Origin of the sequence: Cellvibrio sp. UBA7671, from assembly GCA_002483145.1 — a bacterium.
Taxonomy (GTDB): domain Bacteria; phylum Pseudomonadota; class Gammaproteobacteria; order Pseudomonadales; family Cellvibrionaceae; genus Cellvibrio; species Cellvibrio fibrivorans.
In genome coordinates, this window is record DLHJ01000014.1 from 699,908 (window position 1) to 718,517 (window position 18,610).

At 45.3% G+C, this 18,610-nt stretch carries 19 protein-coding genes; 8 read left to right on the forward strand and 11 right to left on the reverse strand.

The genetic code is table 11. The annotated features are described in order from the left end of the window. Positions 1–140: 140 nt before the first annotated feature. The gene (locus B4E62_RS14970) at positions 141–1,166 is read right to left on the reverse strand and encodes an acetylating acetaldehyde dehydrogenase (RefSeq protein WP_310069749.1); all 1,026 of its coding nucleotides are present in this window, start codon (positions 1,164–1,166) and stop codon (positions 141–143) included. A 597-nt stretch (positions 1,167–1,763) separates the two neighbouring features. Between B4E62_RS14970 and B4E62_RS14975 the strand changes: the two genes are divergently transcribed. Both B4E62_RS14975 and B4E62_RS14980 read left to right on the forward strand, forming a co-directional pair. Further along, positions 1,764–3,014 carry a hypothetical protein gene (locus B4E62_RS14975; RefSeq protein ID WP_310069747.1) on the forward strand — a complete coding sequence of 417 codons (1,251 nt, stop codon included), beginning with the start codon at positions 1,764–1,766 and terminating at the stop codon, positions 3,012–3,014. 30 nt (positions 3,015–3,044) lie between these two features. Further along, positions 3,045–4,073 carry a DUF6976 family protein gene (locus tag B4E62_RS14980; RefSeq protein WP_310069744.1) on the forward strand — a complete coding sequence of 343 codons (1,029 nt, stop codon included), beginning with the start codon at positions 3,045–3,047 and terminating at the stop codon, positions 4,071–4,073. A gap of 115 nt (positions 4,074–4,188) precedes the next feature. Here the strand turns inward: B4E62_RS14980 and B4E62_RS14985 are convergent, their stop codons facing one another. After that, entirely contained in the window at positions 4,189–4,713 is a 525-nt protein-coding gene (locus B4E62_RS14985) for a hypothetical protein (protein WP_310069741.1), read from the reverse strand. 16 nt (positions 4,714–4,729) lie between these two features. Next, positions 4,730–5,119 (reverse strand): hypothetical protein, encoded by a 390-nt coding sequence (locus B4E62_RS14990; protein WP_310069738.1) that lies wholly within the window; start codon positions 5,117–5,119, stop codon positions 4,730–4,732. A gap of 178 nt (positions 5,120–5,297) precedes the next feature. Between B4E62_RS14990 and B4E62_RS14995 the strand changes: the two genes are divergently transcribed. After that, positions 5,298–7,127: an ABC transporter ATP-binding protein gene (locus B4E62_RS14995; RefSeq protein WP_331352607.1), complete on the forward strand. Its 1,830-nt coding sequence runs from the start codon at positions 5,298–5,300 to the stop codon at positions 7,125–7,127. A gap of 56 nt (positions 7,128–7,183) precedes the next feature. Here the strand turns inward: B4E62_RS14995 and B4E62_RS15000 are convergent, their stop codons facing one another. From B4E62_RS15000 to B4E62_RS15020, 5 genes are all read right to left on the reverse strand, one after another. Next, a complete protein-coding gene (locus B4E62_RS15000; protein WP_310069732.1) occupies positions 7,184–7,651 on the reverse strand; it encodes a helix-turn-helix transcriptional regulator in 468 nt (155 codons plus the stop codon). 137 nt (positions 7,652–7,788) lie between these two features. Beyond that, entirely contained in the window at positions 7,789–8,034 is a 246-nt protein-coding gene (locus B4E62_RS15005; RefSeq protein WP_310069729.1) for a hypothetical protein, read from the reverse strand. Between the two features lie 5 nt (positions 8,035–8,039). Continuing rightward, a complete protein-coding gene (locus B4E62_RS15010; protein ID WP_310069725.1) occupies positions 8,040–8,585 on the reverse strand; it encodes a DUF2058 domain-containing protein in 546 nt (181 codons plus the stop codon). 12 nt (positions 8,586–8,597) lie between these two features. Then, on the reverse strand, positions 8,598–10,148 hold the full coding sequence (locus B4E62_RS15015) for a cryptochrome/photolyase family protein (RefSeq protein ID WP_331352608.1): 1,551 nt from the start codon (positions 10,146–10,148) through the stop codon (positions 8,598–8,600). Further along, complete coding sequence (locus B4E62_RS15020; protein WP_331352609.1) at positions 10,145–10,300, reverse strand: DUF2256 domain-containing protein; 156 nt, start codon at positions 10,298–10,300, stop codon at positions 10,145–10,147. The genes B4E62_RS15015 and B4E62_RS15020 overlap by 4 nt, the downstream gene beginning before the upstream one ends. A 105-nt stretch (positions 10,301–10,405) precedes the next feature. Between B4E62_RS15020 and earP the strand changes: the two genes are divergently transcribed. The 5 genes from earP (at position 10,406) to B4E62_RS15045 (ending at position 16,101) form a co-directional block, all read left to right on the forward strand. Continuing rightward, a complete protein-coding gene (gene earP / locus B4E62_RS15025; RefSeq protein WP_331352610.1) occupies positions 10,406–11,548 on the forward strand; it encodes an elongation factor P maturation arginine rhamnosyltransferase EarP in 1,143 nt (380 codons plus the stop codon). A 145-nt stretch (positions 11,549–11,693) separates the two neighbouring features. Continuing rightward, complete coding sequence (gene efp / locus B4E62_RS15030; protein ID WP_310069714.1) at positions 11,694–12,254, forward strand: elongation factor P; 561 nt, start codon at positions 11,694–11,696, stop codon at positions 12,252–12,254. A gap of 179 nt (positions 12,255–12,433) precedes the next feature. After that, positions 12,434–14,299, forward strand: coding sequence for a serine hydrolase domain-containing protein (locus tag B4E62_RS15035; RefSeq protein ID WP_310069711.1), 1,866 nt, complete (start codon positions 12,434–12,436; stop codon positions 14,297–14,299). 69 nt (positions 14,300–14,368) lie between these two features. Further along, positions 14,369–15,388: a sensor histidine kinase gene (locus tag B4E62_RS15040; RefSeq protein ID WP_331352685.1), complete on the forward strand. Its 1,020-nt coding sequence runs from the start codon at positions 14,369–14,371 to the stop codon at positions 15,386–15,388. Beyond that, the gene (locus B4E62_RS15045) at positions 15,388–16,101 is read left to right on the forward strand and encodes a LytR/AlgR family response regulator transcription factor (RefSeq protein WP_331352611.1); all 714 of its coding nucleotides are present in this window, start codon (positions 15,388–15,390) and stop codon (positions 16,099–16,101) included. Before B4E62_RS15040 ends, B4E62_RS15045 begins: the two co-directional genes overlap by 1 nt. Positions 16,102–16,116: 15 nt before the next feature. On the opposite strand, the gene B4E62_RS15050 is transcribed toward B4E62_RS15045, so the two are convergent. From B4E62_RS15050 to B4E62_RS15060, 3 genes are read right to left on the reverse strand one after another with little or no spacing between them, the layout of a single operon-like run. Further along, positions 16,117–16,707 carry a protein-methionine-sulfoxide reductase heme-binding subunit MsrQ gene (locus B4E62_RS15050; RefSeq protein ID WP_331352612.1) on the reverse strand — a complete coding sequence of 197 codons (591 nt, stop codon included), beginning with the start codon at positions 16,705–16,707 and terminating at the stop codon, positions 16,117–16,119. A gap of 11 nt (positions 16,708–16,718) precedes the next feature. Next, positions 16,719–17,723, reverse strand: a complete 1,005-nt coding sequence (gene msrP, locus B4E62_RS15055; RefSeq protein WP_331352613.1) for a protein-methionine-sulfoxide reductase catalytic subunit MsrP — start codon at positions 17,721–17,723, stop codon at positions 16,719–16,721. A 53-nt stretch (positions 17,724–17,776) separates the two neighbouring features. Beyond that, positions 17,777–18,610 (reverse strand): hypothetical protein, encoded by an 834-nt coding sequence (locus B4E62_RS15060; RefSeq protein ID WP_331352614.1) that lies wholly within the window; start codon positions 18,608–18,610, stop codon positions 17,777–17,779.

Here is an 18,610-nt window from a genome sequence, read left to right on the forward strand (position 1 = left end):
CAGTGGAAGTCGCCCGGCCCGCCGGGGAAAAATCTCGCAACGTCAGACTAGCGCTCAACCATGCACTAAAAAGTCCATTCACGGAGAGATGTAGAAAAACTCAGGTGCGATCGAGACAGCAATGATCGACAGCGTAAAATTTAATATTCCAATTGCAGATTGCGGTGATAGCGAACCAATGACTTCTTCGTTTGTCGGGATGCTAACGCCGCTTGTGCATAATGCTCAGCAACGGCAATCGCCGCACAGTTAATAATGTCTAGATTACCCGCATACTTAGGCAAATAATCACCCAGCCCCTCGACACTTAAATCAACCCGAATACCTCCTTCAATCACAACAGGCTCTCCCTCCAACTTGTAGCCAGGTACATACGCCTGAATCTTTTCCAACATTGCCAATAGTGGGGAGCGCAATGCATCTGTATCAACTGCATCACAATAGGCCGTCACACTGGTCAGCATACGCGTTTCAGGATTCACTTCATCTACAAACAACTCAACATCAAAATCTTTGACACCGGTATATTTTTTCAAACCCGCTTTAGTGTTGTGATAATACTCATCAAGGTTGGCCAGAGTTCCGGGGCCAATAGAGTTGGGAGAGACAATCGATCTAACCGCGATTTTTTGTACCCCGGGAATTGCGCTGGCCAATACTTGCGCAACAGGAATAGATGACTGGCCGCCGCAAGAAATCATACTGATATTTTTATTTTCGAGTACTTCCCTCATTCCGAATGCTGGCACACAGCACTCGCCTATTTGTGAAGGGGTCATATCTATCGCAAGAATACCCAAGCGATCAAATACTTGCGCATGCTCAATGTGATTGGCTGCGGATGTCGCATCAAACACAATATCACAGCGATAACGTGGCTCAAAAAACGCATTGATCCCTTGATCTGATACCGGAACACCCAATTCCGAGGCGAAAGACATTCCTGCCGATTGCAAATTTCTACCAGAAAAAATGACGCACTCCATCCAGGGGGAACGCCGTACTTTCACCAGTAGATCCACACCAATTTTTCCTGTCCCGATGATTCCCACCCGCAAACGGCCAGATGTAGATTCACTCGTACCCTTATTATTCTGTAAAAAGTTGTTCGTTAAAAAGCTACCCTGTAAAAAATCACCACTCAATAACGCTTTAATGAACTGCATAATTTGATCCTTGAAAATTATCTCATTAACCGATTTACATCTCGGGGGTCAGAACACAGCTCAAAGATTTCATAATCATTTTGTCAATGAAATACCAAATATTGATTTTCGCGAACCACATCTCAGATAAAAATATTAATTTGTAAAGAAAAAAATATAGGCTAGAAACAAAAATTTATTGACCAATTACCACGCTTCAATAGATTCGTTTAATACGATAAATATGCAACACAAATAAATCCAGATTAATTTTTAATCAAGGTTATGACTCAAAAAACTGTCTCACGAAACTTTAGGCGACACATTTTTTTTAAACGACTGAAAAAGCCTATTAAATAAATGATGAGGTCGTCATAATCGTCCGCCCGTTAACAATTATTAACCAAACATTTCACAAAAGAATTAATGCAGCAATGTGCATGGGCTGCCTTGTCGTTATGTTGCTGCTGTTAATACAACAAAAATCCTGACAGCTAACATAAATGTTTGTTAGCTAATCATTAGTAGCAACCAATAACAGTGAAGCGATACTTTGATCTGAGGTTTTGTCGAAGTAAAAGGTAAATTTTTGACAGTTGACAACCAAAGGAGCATCAAGTGGTTAAACAACCCAAGTATTATTTTGAGGCCATTTTGGGAATTAATGCGCCGTGGTCAGCACATGATGTGAATATCGACGAAAAGAATAAAATAATCCAAATTACACTTTCCCATCATGTGGAAAAATCGCGGTTTTCCTTTTTTTCAAAGGGAAACGATACTGATAATAATAAAATAGTGGATACCGGCTTAAACAAACGCTGGCTTCACAGCAGCATTGGCTATTACAGCTGTCATATAGTCTCATCGTTTTACGACCCCAGTATTTCGGGAGCAGGCATTAGTAGAGAAGCACTTTTGCAACCCAATTTTTTGGGTGACCCCAACCGCAACTATACTCATCAATTACGCCAGGAAGTCGCACTCGCGCACATTCGCGGCATTGCACCTGACGCTATCGCCAATATGTTGCGACTTGACCAGTCCCTGGTTGATGAAATTTTAAATGACATTGAAAAAACCCCGGAATCCTATCGTCTAGCAACCTGTCTGCCGTGCGAATCCGATCCCATCTGGGAAAGTATGATTTACGATAAATTTCATTTGAAAACCCAGCTGTTCCCATTAAAACTCATGCTGTCCAAACTAAAGCTCAGCATGATTGATCCTAAGGTTGAAGTGAAGCTATCGGACTCGGTCAACGAGTTGCGTAAATTTTTTATTTCGCATATCAATGCGCTGGATGCTGAAATTAGCCAAATATCGGCACTTTCAATGAAGAAACAATCTGTTGAAGAGCGTCGTAGCGTCACCACCAAATTGGTTTTACCTGCATTGAAGAATAGTATTTGGTTAAAGCTGGTTACCGGTAAAATTGACCTTGGCTCAACCAACATGCCGCTGAATCTGTTTTTGGTTCGCCTGCGTCATGCGTTCCAGAATACCGACGATAATAATGCGCGGGTCTTTGCACTTAACTCCTTGCGCGAGTTTTTCCGCAAAAACGCACGCAACCTCAAAAAAGAATTGGTGCAGATTAATCAATTAATGAATGCGCCAGAAGAAGCCCAATACTCACTGCCCGACGAGCGCAGCGAAATATGGAAGCGCATCTTAAAAGATGACAGTTTCATCCCGAGTTCACATATTGCCTATAAGCTCTTACTCTCCAATTTGCGGTCACAGATTCTCATGAACCCGGATCCGGTAGTCGAGCTTAATGCCGTAAGACGCGTAAGGGATTTTATCAAACACAACCAGCGATTTATGCAACAAGAGCTTCGCATGGTTTTAAGCAATAGCCGCTAAACATTCATTAGATCGTTCAGGAGATCTTGCATGGCACAAGACGCCGACATCAGCATTCGCAGTGCGCTCATCAACCGCGATCAGCTTATTGAAAAAATTAACAAAGGTGAATATCTGGTCATCGCTGCTGATGAATCAGTGTTGACTGATCTTCCTTCAGGCAATTGGATTGCAGGAACCATCCCCTACTTTATGACTGCTGAGGGCGGCAAAGTAGATCGCGAAAAGATTTTCGTAAATACCATTGAGGGCGTGCAACCGAATAATGCACCACGTATTACGTTATACGATGGCAACTCTATCGCACGTATTGCACAAGAAGCACCTGAGCACGGTTTCACCATCATCATTTTACCGGCTATGTCAGAAGTACATTTGTCCTATGCGCAAAATGCACCTGACTATCCCAATATGTATTTTTCACCCATTATTGGTTGGATTTCCGGCGTACACCTGGATGATATTGGTAGCCGCAGTGCCAAAGTGGGTTTTGGCCCCGCACGCGGTATGCTCTTCGACCAACAAGCGGTCGCGATGCATATTCCGCTCCCCACAAACCAACTGGCGAATATCAATATCGTCAACCTGTTTAGCCAGGGTGATGGGCCTGAAATCAAATTCAAAAGCACCGGCTTCAGCGTAAGCGATTGCACCATCAACGGTGAAGCAGCGAATCTGGCGGACTACATTAAATACGCAAAAGTCGATACCCGCCTGCCATTAGTGGCAAATTACTCGGGTGTGATGATTAACGTGAGCATCCAACAAGTAAATGAATCCAATAACAAGGTGGATCTCTACGCACCAGTATTTGCCGATATCAGCTATCGCTTCGCAAAACCGGTGGAGAATTATATTGAGAGTTTTAATAAAGAGCTTTCAGCATCAGCAAGTGAGGGAATTTCATTCTCGTGCAACTGCATACTGAATTATCTTTATTCAGAGCTGGAAGGTAAAAAGACCCGCGATTTAACCGGCCCCATTACCTTTGGGGAGGTGGCCTATCAGCTGCTCAACCAGACACTGGTTTATCTCAGTATTAGTGGCGGATCACGCTAACGACATGACGTAAGAAAGCTTGGTGTAATAAAGAAAGGCGGATGCTTATCACATCCGCCTTTTTTATCGCATCAACTTTTTTATTGAATAATTAATTGGAAGGAGCGGCAACATTCTATCGCCCTGCCCCATAGGCTTGAATATATTTCTGTAACGCCTTTTCATTGTTCTTAATAAAATCGATATCGCTTTTTGGCACAGCCAGGACAGCAGGGTCCGCTTTTTCTTTGAGTTGCTTTTCCTGTTCTTCGGTCACCTTACCCAAATCGCCAAACAAAAAATAAGCGGCTATCGCATTGCCCAGCTTGGTGCTCAAGCGCATATATTCGCCCACGGATTTCCAACCATGTTTTTGCGTAATCTGGTTAGCACTTTCCAGAAGATTGTTGGATTTCAGCAGCGCATTAATTTTCTGGTCTTGCTCTGCAGGCGGCAAGGCCTCAAAAGCCTTAAGCGCAGCATCTGTCGCATGCATTGCATCCACAACCTGCACAATCGGCGCTATATCGCGGTTGCTTTGCATCCAGCGCGCTACAGACTGTGCATTCAGATTTTTATTATCAGGCAATAATTGTGCACTTGCAGATGCACAACAGACACATAACACCCAGGTGATGTAGTTTAAAAATACTCTGCCCATTAGCATGTCCACACACTCAAGATAAACGCAGCGTAATCGCTGTCGTCAACGACCAGACCCAAAAGAAAAAGAATACCAAGAAGGGCGTTAATATGCCGAGCGATAAGCCCGCAACACCTTTGCCCTCATAAAATGGATAAAATACAAATAGCTGAATCAATGTAGGAATTAACGCGATCACAAAACTGCGCGCGAAAATGCTGCTGGCAAAAATGGGTAATAAAAATAAAAAGCCCCATAAGCCACCCCACACAATTCGCGGATACATCCAGTGCGGCGATACAGATCCGGCCAATTGAACATTAAGGGATTGGGTAATCCCATAGCGGGAAAACAGCCACATCACTACACACATCACCAAGCCACCGAGGCAACCAGCAGCAAACACAACCAAGCCATTTTTCATAGATTTATCCCGACTAAAAAATACTACTGCCAAGTGTTGGCAGCCGACTTCATTAATACTGACCGCCAGTTTATCACCGCGGCTTAACACTTGGTTACACGAATATTCATGATTGAGCTGCTACAATAACGGCCTAAAATTTAGCAAGCCCCTCTTATTTCTCACCGGCGATTGCACTATGTTTCGTTTTTTTGAAAGCCTGATTAAACCTTTCCCTCCGCGAGACCCAACAGAACCACCCAAAACCCTGTATGCGTTTTGCCGTCATTACAGCCGGGGGGCAGAAGTATATTTATTAGGCATGGCCCTGTTTACCGGTCTGATCGCGATAATGGAGGTATCGTTATTTGGCTTTCTTGGGGATCTAGTTGATACACTCAACAAACATACACCAGACACTTTTTGGAGTGAATCCCATACGCAGTTAATCTGGATGGGCTTTATTTTGCTCATCGCTCTCCCCGTTTGCGTGTTGCTGCATTCACTGTTAATGCACCAGACGCTGCTGGGAAACTTCCCTATGCGTATTCGTTGGCAGGCACACCGTTATCTACTCGGCCAAAGCTACCAGTTTTACCAAAATGAATTCGCCGGGCGCGTCGCTACCAAAGTGATGCAAACCGCGCTGGCAGTACGCGAAACCATTATGAAGCTACTCGACGTGCTCTTGTATGTAATTGTGTATTTCACCGGCATTCTGGTGCTTTCGGCTTCGCTCGATTGGCGTTTGGCAATACCGCTGGTTGCGTGGTTTATCGCTTATTCTGCGTTGCTTTATTATTTTTTGCCGCGTCTCGCCAAAATATCTGCCGCGCAAGCGCACGCGCGCTCCGATATGACCGGCCGCTTGGTAGATACCTACACTAATATTTCTACCGTGAAATTGTTTTCCCACTCCAATCGCGAAGCCGATTACGCCAAAAAAGGCATGGAATATTTTTTAACGACTGTGCATCCGCAGATGCGCTTGGCAACGCTACTGGGTAGTGCTGTCTGGGCGATTAATGCACTGCTCATTTTTGCAATTGCCGCCGTATCACTGTGGCTCTGGTCAAGCGCTGCAATAACCACCGGCGCCATTGCAGCCGCAGTCGGTTTGGTATTGCGCTTGAATGGAATGGCACAGTGGATTATGTGGGAAGTCTCGGGACTGTTTGAAAACATGGGCACAGCACGCGATGGTTTAAATACACTGTCGATTCCACGTGAAGTACAAGATAAGCCCAATGCGCCCCCTTTATTTATCCAGCAAAGTCAGATCGATTTTAAATCCGTGCGTTTTAATTACGGTAAAAAAGATGGATTACTGCAGCAGTTTGATTTGCATATTAACGCCGGTGAAAAAATTGGTTTGGTCGGCCGCTCCGGCGCGGGAAAATCCACTTTGGTAAATTTATTATTGCGTTTTTATGATGTCGATGACGGGACAATTTTAATTGATGGCCAAAACATCGCGGACATCAAACAAGAGAGCCTGCGTGCGCAAATCGGCATGGTTACGCAAGATACATCGCTACTCCACCGCTCCATTCGCGACAACCTGCTCTATGGCAAACCCGATGCAACCGAAGAAGAGATGATCTGCGCCGCCAAGCAGGCAGAAGCGCACGATTTTATTATGAGCCTCAGTGACAATGAAGGCCGCAAAGGCTATGACGCCCATGTAGGTGAGCGCGGTGTGAAATTGTCCGGCGGCCAGCGCCAGCGCATCGCCATCGCCCGCGTACTGATAAAAAACGCACCGATTTTAATTATGGATGAAGCGACCTCCGCGCTAGACTCGGAAGTGGAAGCCGCCATCCAAACCAATTTAAATACGTTGATGCAAGGCAAAACGGTGATTGCTATTGCGCACCGTTTATCCACTATTGCTGCGCTGGATCGTTTAATCGTATTGGATAAAGGCCAGATTATCGAGCAGGGAACACACAACGAATTGATCGCTTTGGGCGGTGTTTATGCGCACTTGTGGGCGCATCAGTCAGGCGGATTTTTGGGGGAGTTTTAACAAGCATTAAAAAAGCAGCAAGTCTATGAGTTTTCTTGCTGCTTCGGGCAAAGTGACTAAGCAGGTGTGTCATCCGGCTTGTCGTACCAAACACCGTATTTATCGCCCTGCCATACCAATAGGTGGAAAAAATACGCGGTTAGTAAAAATGCCAAACCACCGGGTAATGCTTTAGGGTCAAACCACGCCAACGCACAGAGTGCGAATCCGCAAGCATGGCAAAAAAACATACCCCTCACACTGGATTTACGCAAAGGTTTAAAACTTAGGTAATTAATAAAAAACCACCATTTCAACCACAACGGCTGGTTACGCCACACATCAGAATTTTTATCTATCATCATTCGCTCCTGGTTCAGGGTTGCTACATCCACTTCAAGCACAGAGGCGAGGCATTTAAGTGATTCCACACTGGCGTTATTGCCGCTTTCAATCCGCTGAATGGTTCTGACATTCAAGCCAGACATTTGCGCTAATTGCTCTTGGGAGAGATGGCGACTAATACGCAGTTCTTTAAGAATCATTTATTTACTCCAACCTGTGTGAACCCGGATTATTACTAATAGCACACCTTGTCGGGTACGGCAGCTACCCGACTTTCACCCGACACAGATGCTGATTAGATTGCGAGGATTCTTTTTTGGCGAGAATTCGTGCGGCGTTATTTTTTTGCGAAATACACATCCCAAATTACCAGCAGGATTCCCACAAAAAATCCTACATGGGCAAGCATTGCACCTATGGCAAACAACCAGCTCAGCAATACGGGATTGCCATCAGCAGGGCCGAAGGCGCTATAAAGCATAATCGGTGCGGCGCAGACGAGAACCAACATTAAACTCAGTGCAATAATTTTTATACCGCGCAATGATTTACTGCGCAACACGGCGCGGATTGGATTCCACATAAGGGTTACCACATAAGGTCGTCGGGAATAACGTAATCCTTGTAGGGATCATCTTCGTCAACCTTGCTTTCGGTTTTGGTATTGGCGACCACGACAAATTTTTCGTCGCGCTGCGCAATTTTGTCAGCAACTATGCGCGGTACAACTTCATACCCCTCGCCCAATTTCACTACTGCCAATAACCCACGCACAATTTGCTCAAGTACCAAGGGCGATACACGCATTTTTTTGATGAGTTTGCCATCGGTAAAGTTATATTCCACATCGCCATTGCCTGCACCTTTGGGTTGGCGATGGTTTTCGATGAGCTGTTTGATTTGGGCGGCTATGGCTTTTTGTTGCAGTTCCAAATCGCGCTGGCGATTTAATTCGCGGTCGCGTTCAACTTTTTCCAAGCGGGCTTGTTCAGCGGATTGTTTTACTTCATCGACCACTTCTTCATTGGAGCGACGCGCAACATTGGTTTCTTTGCGTTTTTCTTTATTGGCCTGTTTGGCTTTTTTGGTGTCTATCAAACCGGCTTTGAGCAGTTGATCTTGTAGAGAGGCCATAAAAAATTCCGATCAAATATAGTGATTAGCAGGGTAATGCGCCCTCACCCATTGCGCGCGCCTAGCGATGGCAGCGCGTTTGTCTTCGCTCTGGTTATCCAGATGCTTGACTTGTAAGGCCAGGCGAGGATGCTGTTGAAAACGCGCTCGGTGCTTCTGCAAAAATTCCCAGTACAGGGTGGTAAATGGGCAGGCGTTTTCTGTTTCAGCCTCGTCCGGCTTGTACCGGCAGTGATCGCAATAATTGCTCATTTTGGCAATGTAGCGACCCGTGGCGATATAGGGCTTGGAAGCCATTATGCCACCATCAGCGTATTGGCTCATCCCTAATACGTTGGGCAATTCAACCCATTCGACGGCATCGACATACATGGCCAAATACCATGCATGGATTTGTTCGGGACGGGTTTGCCAGAGCTGTGCAAACAGGCCAGTCACCATCAGCCGCTGGATATGATGACCGTAGCCTGTGTCCAAAACCTGGCGAATACTATGGCTCAGGCAGGCCATATCCACATCGCCATGCCAATAAAAATCCGGCAAGTTATGCTGGGCATCCAATGCATTCATCTCCTTCCATTCCGGCATTAGGCTCCAGTAGAGGCCGCGCACGTATTCGCGCCATCCCAGAATCTGGCGAATAAAACCCTCCACGGCATTGAGTGGCGCATGGCCGCGGCTGTACGCATGCTCTGCCACCTGCACAACTTCCATTGGCGATAACAATTTAAGATTCAGTGCTGCCGATATCCGCGAATGATAGAGCCAGGGCTCGCCAGTCCACATGGCATCCTGATATTCACCGAACAGCGGCAAATTTTTTTCGACAAAGAAATCCAGCAGCGCAAGCGCTTGCTGGCGATTCACTGGCCAACCAAAACTCAATAAATTACCGGGATTGTCTGGGAAAAACGCTGCGACAGAATCGATCGCACCCTGGGTAATCTTATCGACCGGAAAAACCAAAGCGCTGTCCAATAACCCCGGCCCTGCTTTGCCAAAGGTGCCACGATTGTCTTTATCGTAATTCCAATCGCCGCCGACGGGCACATCGCCGTTCATTAATATCCCCGTGCGTTTACGCAACTGGCGATACCAATATTCCATACGCAATTGCTTTTTACCTTTTTTCCACGCGCTAAATTCACCCGGTTTGGCGATAAAATGATTATCGGCCAGCACATCAAGGGTCAGGTTGTTATCGGTACAACAACGCTTTATTTCCTGCAGTACACGATAATCACCGGGTAACACAACGCGCAGTTGAGTCACCGCATAATGTCGCAGAGTTGCGTTAATCGCCGCGGTGAAATCCGGCTGCTCATGCTCTTCAAGCGAGTAGTAAACCAGCGGTAATTTTTCATCGCGCAGTTCTTGGGCGAAATGGCGCATGGCGGCAAGAAACAAGGTGCTCCGCTGTTTGCTTGAGTGAACATAGGTACTTTCGCCGAGGGTTTCTGCCATCCACAGGAGATCCTGCGCCGGATCGAAATCGGAAAAAACAAGGCTGTCGCGATTGAGTTGGTCGCCGAGTATCAGGCACAAGTGACGTATTTTTTTCATTGAGGGGATTGCTTCCTGTTACTACGAGCGGCTGTGCTGCAGGCGGTGGAACAGTACTTGACCTCCAACCAAACTTTTTCCCATTTTTTTCGCCAGGTGTATGAACGCTGGCAATGCTGGCAAATTTTTTGAGGCAAGTGCTGTTTTTTCATACTGCGCGCTTTTTCGGAAATAGGCTTTTTGATTCTATCTGTCCATTACGAAAAATATCGGCGCTGGTATCATTCGCTGCCCACTTAATTCGACTGAACAGACCAATGCCATCACCACACATCAAAACCTGGGATATCTTCTGCCGTGTCATCGACAACTTTGGCGATATAGGCGTCTGCTGGCGACTGGCGCGGCAGTTGGCCGAGGAACACCAACAAGCGGTAAGGTTATGGGTCGATGACCTGGATTCGCTGATACGCATATGGCCTGAAACCCTCCAGTTGGAGCAACAACAGGTCGCGGGCATTGAGGTATGCCGCTGGAACACGGAATTTGACGCGGATGTGCAGGTTGCAGACGTGGTTATCGAAGCCTTTGCCTGCGATATTCCGACTCTTTATTTGGACAAGATGGCGCAACTCAAACGCATCGGCCAAACGCCTGTATGGATTAATCTCGATTATTTGAGTGCAGAGAGTTGGGTCGAAGAATTTCATGGCATGCCTTCCGCCCACCCAACAACTGGCCTGCGCAAAACCTTTTTCTTCCCCGGTTTTACCGCGCGCACCGGCGGGTTGTTGCGCGAAGGGTCATTAATCAGCGCACGCGATTCGTTTGACGCGGCACATTGGCTGATCAACATGGGCATTGAGCCGCAACCAGAGGCGCTGCTTGTATCCCTTTTTGCCTACGAAAATCCAGCCGTTGCCAGCCTGCTGGCGGCTTGGGCAAACTCAAACAAGCCGGTTCACTGTCTGGTGCCCAGCGGTAAAATCCTGACCAGCATCAACGAGACGATCAAGCAGGAATTAGTCGTTGACGATATCTACCTGCAGGGGAACCTGCGCTTACAAGTCATCCCTTTTGTCACCCAGACCGAGTACGACAAGCTGCTTTGGGCGTGCGATATCAATTTCGTACGCGGCGAGGACTCATTCGTACGGGGGCAATGGGCGGCCAAGCCAATGCTCTGGCATATCTACCCCCAGGACGAAGAGGTGCACATCACCAAACTCAATGCGTTTCTTGATCACTACACGGCGCACTGCAGCAGACCGCTGGCGAATACTATTCGTGCGACATGGCTGGCGTGGAATCAGGGCGAGAATATAGAGAGCTACTGGCATCAGCTTATACCCCAGCTAATCGAGTGGCGCGGACACAGCCAAAACTGGTGCGATTCACTGCGGAACCAGCCTGATTTGGCGACTCAATTAGTCACTTTTTCCACGAATCGCCAAGGCTAAAAAAGCACTACAGAAAAGTGATAAAGGACTGTATAGTAGCGCGCCGATTTCAAACTCGGGACGCCTGAGGGCTTTTATGCCCGCGCGCCATGCGCATCAAGGCCTCCCTCTTATTCGTTAACCTCTGCAAATACTGGGATTTACCATGAAAAATGCTCAAGAAACCCGCGCTGGCAACGTTCTGATGATCGACGGCTCACCTTGGGTTGTTCAAAAAGCGGAATACAACAAGTCTGGCCGTAACTCTGCTGTTGTAAAAATGAAGCTGAAAAACCTGCTGAACGGCATGAACACCGAAACCGTTTACCGCGCCGACGACAAATTCGAAGACATCCAATTGGATCGTAAAGAAGTAACCTACTCTTACTACGCTGATCCGATGTACGTATTTATGGATCCAGAGTTCAACCAATACGAAGTAACTGCTGAAGAGCTGGGTGACTTGCTCCCATGGATCGAAGACGGCATGGAAGATGTGTGTGATGCCGTATTCTACGAAGGCAAAGTTATCTCTGTAACTCCACCAAACGCTATCGTCCGTGAGGTTGCCTACACCGAACCAGCAGTCCGTGGCGACACCTCTGGCAAAGTGATGAAAACTGCAAAACTGGTCAATGGCACCGAATTGCAAGTTGCTGCGTTTGTTGAGATTGGCCAAAAGATCATCATCGACACCCGCACTGGCGAATATAAGTCTCGCGCTTAATTCTCCTACTTATTCAGCGGCCGTCTTGGCCGCTGAATTCAATTCCCGCGAATCACACCCTTTCTTTACTCGATTTGTTTTAGCGCCGCCTATCACTTTTAAAAACCATTCAGCACCATTCCCACTCAAGATTCAGATAAATTGCAACAATACCTCCACATTAAAAAGGAGCTATTGTTATGTACAGATTTATAAAAGCCATAATTACCTTTGTTTGCCTGATCGGATTTTCAGTACAGGCCGATGAACCAGTACCGCAATCACTTGAAGAATTAAAAACAGCCATCGAAAAAATTCGTCAGGATACCAACACTCCTGCCCTTGGCATTGCTCTGGTCAATAAAGATGGCCCTTACTGGATTGCTGGTTTAGGTGAGGCCAATATCGAAACGCACACCAAAGCCGATGAAAACACGCTGTTTCGCATAGGTTCAGTTTCTAAAATGTTTGCCGCACTTGCCGTGCTGAAATTACAAGAGGAAGGAAAACTCAATCTGAACGACAAGGTACGCGATCTAGTACCAGAAATTCAGTTTGAAAACCCTTGGGAAGAAACCCATCCCATTAAAGTTGTTCACCTACTTGAGCACACCACTGGCTGGGATGATATCCACCTTGCTGAATACGCCTTTTCAGCACCGGATACCATGAGTACAAAAGAGGGTCTTGATTACCATCCTGATTCACGCAAATCTCGCTGGATTCCGGGTACACGTCATGCTTATTGCAACGCAGGCGCGGCAGTAGTCGCTTATATTGTAGAAAAGATAACAGGCAAAAAATACGAAGACTATATTGAAGATACTTTTTTCAAACCACTGGATATGCAATCCACCAGCTATTTCCAAACCGATTTGTATCAGCAAAAAGGCGCAACACTTTATACCAACAATAAACCGGAAAATTATTGGCATATCATTCACAGAGCCGCAGGCTCCATTAATTCATCTCCCAAAGATATGGCGAATTTTGTGCAATTTTTATTATTGCGCGGAGCAACGCCCAGTCAGCAAATAGTTTCAAGTACCGCTATTGATCGCATGGAAACACCGGAAACAACACTTGGAAATCTTTCCGGTATTAAATCAGGTTATGGATTGGCAAATTACACAAGTGGCCACAAAGATTTTCATATTGCATTTCGCGGCCATAACGGCGGGGTGTTCGGTGGACTTACTGAATTAAGTTACAACAATGAACTAGGCACTGGTTATGTCTTTATGATCAATGCAGGAAACTGGCTTGCATTCGATAAAATTTCAAAAACTATTCGCGCTTATTTACTGAAAAATCATAAGGTTAATAAACCGCAACCTATAGCACTCCCAGAAAAATTTAAATCTCTCGGCGGCTACTATGTACCTATTAATCATCGCAATCAGCTGATGCGATTAATGAATGTGACTTTTGGTGTTATGAAATTTCAGACTGATGATACTTACTTGCACCGTCATCCTCTACTGGGAGGATGGGAGCACCCGAGTCAAGACTATGCAACAAATGAAGATTACTTGATTGATAGCTGGACTGGATTACCATCAATCGCATTGGTAGATGATCCCATTGAAGGAAATGCAATTCAGGTTAACACAGATTTATTCAAGCCGGCCTCAGCCCTCCAAGTATTTGGCATGATCGGTCTCTACGCCGCACTGCTTATTACTACTTTATGCAGTTTACTTGCAATTGTTATCTGGGGCTTTCGCAGGCTAGCCAAAAAAACACCAGCTGACCCTAGCGTCTGGATTCGCATTTGGCCATTAGCTGCAAGCCTGATATTTATTGGATTCGCAGTCAGTCTTTCTCTCGGTGGATTATTCATACAATCTTTTGCAAACATCTCGCCCTTATCAATTACTATTTTCTTGCTAAGTATTACGTACCCAATCGTGTCAATTGCTAGTGCAGTCATATTATTTAAGTATCGCCAACATTCAATATCAAGCTGGATATTCTGGTACGCATTTATATACACTGGGTTAAATCTATTGATGGCCACTCACCTGGCTTATTATGGATTGTTCGCACTCAAAACCTGGTCCTAACTGATGAACTTTAATTTTTTCCCGCGCAACAAGACATTTTGGATGTACCACGGATCTATCTTGTTGATTATGACGTTGGCACAAACCGTTATTATCTTGCTGTGGCGGGAAGAAATTCTTTTTAACTTTGTGGGTGGGCTACTATGGCTCCCCCTGTTTACACTGGCAACACTCTATTATCGATACCTATATAAAAATCATCAGTGGCAAGAACTAAATACGGCAAAAAATATTTTAGTTGTAACGAGTTATAGTTTAATTGGCGGCCTCATTGTCACCGTCATTATGCTTGGCTCGATTATTCCGTTTTTTTGGGAAGATATGAATAAAGCGGCTGCTGAACATAAAACAACTGCCTCAACAATAATCACGCAAATGCTTATCGGCAATTGGCTTCAAACCCAACTATTTATTGGTGGATGGATTTTTGTCTACATCAGCATCACAACCAAGCAGCGAATTAAAGAAGCCGATGTAACCAACTTAAAACTTCAAAATAGCCTCAAAGAAGCTCAACTCGCCAACCTGACCAATCAACTCAACCCGCATTTTTTATTTAACACACTCAACAACATTAAATTCACCGTGCGTAAAGACCCCTTAAAATCCGAAAAAATGATCACAGACTTATCAGATATTTTGAGATATTCATTGGAATCCAGCAAAAATGAAAAAGTTCAGCTTTCTGATGAGCTGGAAATAGTTAACCGTTACATTGCCATCATCAAAGTACACATGGAAAACAGATTACACTTTGAAAGTGACATACCAGAAAACCTGTATTCTAATTTTATTCCTCCTATGATTTTGCAAATGCTTATAGAGAATTCGATTAAGCATGGTATAGAAAAATTGCGCTATGGTGGAAAAGTTCAGTTGATGGCCGAAGCCACTGCACATTCCATCACCTTCAAAATCACCAATGATATTCCGCATACAGAAATACCAACAACGCAAAGCACAGGTATAGGCTTACGCAATATTGAGCAACGGCTTAAACTGCTGTACGGCAACGCCGCAACCATAAGCACCCATGGACACGACCAACAATTTATAGTCACACTGACCCTTCCGCGAGAAATACGCTAATGAAAGCTATAGTGGTTGAAGATTCCCGCATCGCCCGCGAAGGATTGATAGAAATGCTGGGTGAATTTGCAGAAGTAGACATTGTCGGTGAAGCTGAGCACCCTACCCCGGCACTTGAACTTATTCAGGAAAAACGTCCTGACGTTATTTTTTTAGATATCCATATGCCCGGAGAGACTGGTTTTGAGTTGCTGGAAAAGCTGGATTATATACCGCGCATTATTTTTACAACGGCTTACTCTGAGTACGCAATCAAATCCTTCGACTACCATACTATCGATTACCTATTAAAACCTATCAGCCAGGAGCGACTGGCCTTAGCTATTGCAAAACTGAACATCAGCACTGATGAAACAGCGCAAGGAATCAAACCTGCGCTGGAAATGAATAACAAGATATTTGTGAAAGATGACGACAAGTGCCACTTGGTAACACTGGAATCTATACGTTATTTTGAAAGCTGCAAAAATCATGTGCGGATATTTTTCAACCAGGAATCAGCCTTTGTCAAAAAATCGCTAAGTCAAATTGAGGAGCGCTTACCCAGGAAATTTTTCTTTCGCGCCAATCGCCAATTTATTGTTAACTTGCAAGCGATTAGCACCATCGAAGAAGGCATCCGCGATGGCTATGTGATCACCATGAATAACGGTACAACTATTGATATTTCACGCCGGCAAGCAACAGACTTAAAGGATATATTGAGTTTTTAATTGACCATATTGTTATTATTTTCGAACCGCCCAATACAATCTCGGCAACAGCAACGCCAACAAAATCACACCAAATAACACCGCCTCAAAATAACTTGACCGCACCTGCATCAACACATGCATCCAGGCGAGGATGGCAATCAGGTAAATACTTTTGTGTAAACGTAGCCAGTTTTTCCCCAGCCTCCGCATCATCGCCTTGGTTGAGGTGACACCCAAAGCAATCAGTAAAATTACAGCGGGAATTGTGACCAGAATATAAGGCCGCTCAACCAATTCTTTACCGAAACGCGAAAAGTCCAACCCTAAAATAAAAACCAGAAACGCAAGCACATGCGAAACGGCATAAAGGAGCGTAAACAAACCCAACATACGCCTATGGACTTGCAGCCAGCGGAAGTGGAAATTTGTAAAGTTAACTAAACGCCGCAACGGCGTTACAGCGAGAGTGATGAACAAAAAGTAAATTGTCCATTCTCCCGTAAATAGCACAATTGCTTTAGCTGGGTCAGCGCCCAATTGATTGGCAAGTGTTTTATAGACAATAAATACCAGCGGTATCAATGCAAGGAAAAAAATCAGAACCCGTCGCCACAACACAGGCATAGCAATTACTCTCAATAAAATTTACGCAAATCCATATCTTTATACAGATGTGCTACCTGCTCCGCATAACCATTAAATAATTGTGTGGGAATAATATTCGGGCGTAACAAACCGCTCGGCAGACGACGCTCTTCCGCTTGGCTCCAACGCGGATGGCTCACTTGTGGGTTTACGTTGGCATAAAAGCCATATTCATCTGGTGCGATCATGCTCCAGGTGGTTTTGGGTTGCTTTTCAGTAAATTCAATTTTCACAATCGATTTGATGTATTTAAAACCATATTTCCAAGGCACCACCAAACGCAAAGGGGCGCCGTTTTGATTAGGCAGAACTTTGCCGTACAAACCAACGGCAAGAGTCGTTAAGGGATGCATAGCTTCATCCATCCGCAAACCTTCACGATAAGGCCAATCAATCGTGCTAAACCGGCTTTTCTGTTCAGGCATCTCCGACGGACGTTCGAGTGTCGTGAATGCAACGTATTTTGCTTTGCTGGTCGGTTCGACGCGTTTGATTAAATCAGCGAGTGAGAATCCAACCCAAGGCACCACCATCGACCAGGCCTCAACACAACGCAGGCGATAAATTCGCTCTTCCAGTGTCACGCCTTTTAATAAATCTTCCAAGCCAAAAGTGCGGGGTTTATTAACCTCACCAACGATCTCAACTGTCCATGGATGCGGCTTTAATATATGAGACTTAGCGGCCGGATCAGTTTTATCGTAACCATATTCGTAAAAATTGTTATAGGCAGCAACATGTTCATAAGGTGTCAGAGGTTCGCTGATTTTTTCCTGATTGGCTATGGCTCCGGCAATCTGCATTTTTAACCAATCCGGGCCGGGTAAATCCTTATCAGCTACCTGCGTAGGGGCAGCAAATACATCGATTGCACTTGCGCTGACACCCATAGCTGCAACGCTCATTGCGCCACGCATAAAATCGCGCCGGGCATTGTAGATAGACTCGGGGGTAATTTCAGAAGATGGGATATCGGTGGGCTTTTTGATCAGCATACTGACCTCGTTGAGTGAAATACTGTGCTGTAGACTTACAGCAATCGGATTTGTTACGGCGATTCAAAAATATAATTTCGACCCTGATGATCACAAACGTAACGCGTATCAGTCATCGCGACACACTCATCCATTGATAAGTTTTTGGGAACGTTAGTTGCTTCGCTAACCCCCATAGTCGCCTTATCTTTTTTTAAAAACCCATACATGATTTCAAAGCGCTGCGGAAAATCCAAACCTTTGCTGTGTAAATCCTGATAAAGATACGCAAATTTTCCATAGGTCATAGTGACGCCGCAAAGACCTATCTCACACATCTTGTCGATATACATCCCATAAGCTTGAGCGAGATACTGGCTCAACCCACCACCTTGATACTTGGGTAAGTCCATTTTGTTATCGATCGACAATGCACCTTTCGCTAATCGATGATTAGCCTTATTACCCAGCGATTTGAAGTCGCGGCTTCGACAGCGGATCTGGTTCCCCAACAACTCGCAACCTGAGATCTTGTTTGACTCAGCCTTAACATTACGCATTGGCACTGTCTCTGGCTCATTGACGATAGCGGTTTGGGTACTGACATGCGGATTGGTGATAATTTTTTGCGGAGCGATTGCTGCTGCGGTAGCTTGAGTTTTGCGAGCGGGCGAAGGCAATTTGATTCCATTGCGCTCTGCGGGTCGTTTTAACAATGAAGCCTGCACTGCTTCATTATTTTTCTTGAATTGATTAAACGGCGGTAAGCCTTTGGTTTGCGCCTTGGCTTGCAACTGGCAGTAAACTTGTTCGTAATAAGTTTCAGCGAGGGCAAAGCAGAATTGGTCGGCCTTTGCGCTAGCGGTCAGTAGATACAGAATGGAAATACTGAACCAAGCGTAGCGCAT

Bases quoted from the DNA above. Each gene is read 5' to 3' on its own strand.
- B4E62_RS14970 (WP_310069749.1), bottom strand. From the start codon at position 1,166: ATGCAGTTCATTAAAGCGTTATTGAGTGGTGATTTTTTACAGGGTAGC.
- B4E62_RS14980 (WP_310069744.1), top strand. From the start codon at position 3,045: ATGGCACAAGACGCCGACATCAGCATTCGCAGTGCGCTCATCAACCGC.
- B4E62_RS14985 (WP_310069741.1), bottom strand. From the start codon at position 4,713: ATGGGCAGAGTATTTTTAAACTACATCACCTGGGTGTTATGTGTCTGT.
- B4E62_RS14990 (WP_310069738.1), bottom strand. From the start codon at position 5,119: ATGAAAAATGGCTTGGTTGTGTTTGCTGCTGGTTGCCTCGGTGGCTTG.
- B4E62_RS14995 (WP_331352607.1), top strand. From the start codon at position 5,298: ATGTTTCGTTTTTTTGAAAGCCTGATTAAACCTTTCCCTCCGCGAGAC.
- B4E62_RS15000 (WP_310069732.1), bottom strand. From the start codon at position 7,651: ATGATTCTTAAAGAACTGCGTATTAGTCGCCATCTCTCCCAAGAGCAA.
- B4E62_RS15005 (WP_310069729.1), bottom strand. From the start codon at position 8,034: ATGTGGAATCCAATCCGCGCCGTGTTGCGCAGTAAATCATTGCGCGGT.
- B4E62_RS15010 (WP_310069725.1), bottom strand. From the start codon at position 8,585: ATGGCCTCTCTACAAGATCAACTGCTCAAAGCCGGTTTGATAGACACC.
- B4E62_RS15015 (WP_331352608.1), bottom strand. From the start codon at position 10,148: ATGAAAAAAATACGTCACTTGTGCCTGATACTCGGCGACCAACTCAAT.
- B4E62_RS15020 (WP_331352609.1), bottom strand. From the start codon at position 10,300: ATGAAAAAACAGCACTTGCCTCAAAAAATTTGCCAGCATTGCCAGCGT.
- earP (WP_331352610.1), top strand. From the start codon at position 10,406: ATGCCATCACCACACATCAAAACCTGGGATATCTTCTGCCGTGTCATC.
- efp (WP_310069714.1), top strand. From the start codon at position 11,694: ATGAAAAATGCTCAAGAAACCCGCGCTGGCAACGTTCTGATGATCGAC.
- B4E62_RS15035 (WP_310069711.1), top strand. From the start codon at position 12,434: ATGTACAGATTTATAAAAGCCATAATTACCTTTGTTTGCCTGATCGGA.
- B4E62_RS15040 (WP_331352685.1), top strand. From the start codon at position 14,369: ATGACGTTGGCACAAACCGTTATTATCTTGCTGTGGCGGGAAGAAATT.
- B4E62_RS15045 (WP_331352611.1), top strand. From the start codon at position 15,388: ATGAAAGCTATAGTGGTTGAAGATTCCCGCATCGCCCGCGAAGGATTG.
- B4E62_RS15050 (WP_331352612.1), bottom strand. From the start codon at position 16,707: ATGCCTGTGTTGTGGCGACGGGTTCTGATTTTTTTCCTTGCATTGATA.
- msrP (WP_331352613.1), bottom strand. From the start codon at position 17,723: ATGCTGATCAAAAAGCCCACCGATATCCCATCTTCTGAAATTACCCCC.
- B4E62_RS15060 (WP_331352614.1), bottom strand. From the start codon at position 18,610: ATGCGCTACGCTTGGTTCAGTATTTCCATTCTGTATCTACTGACCGCT.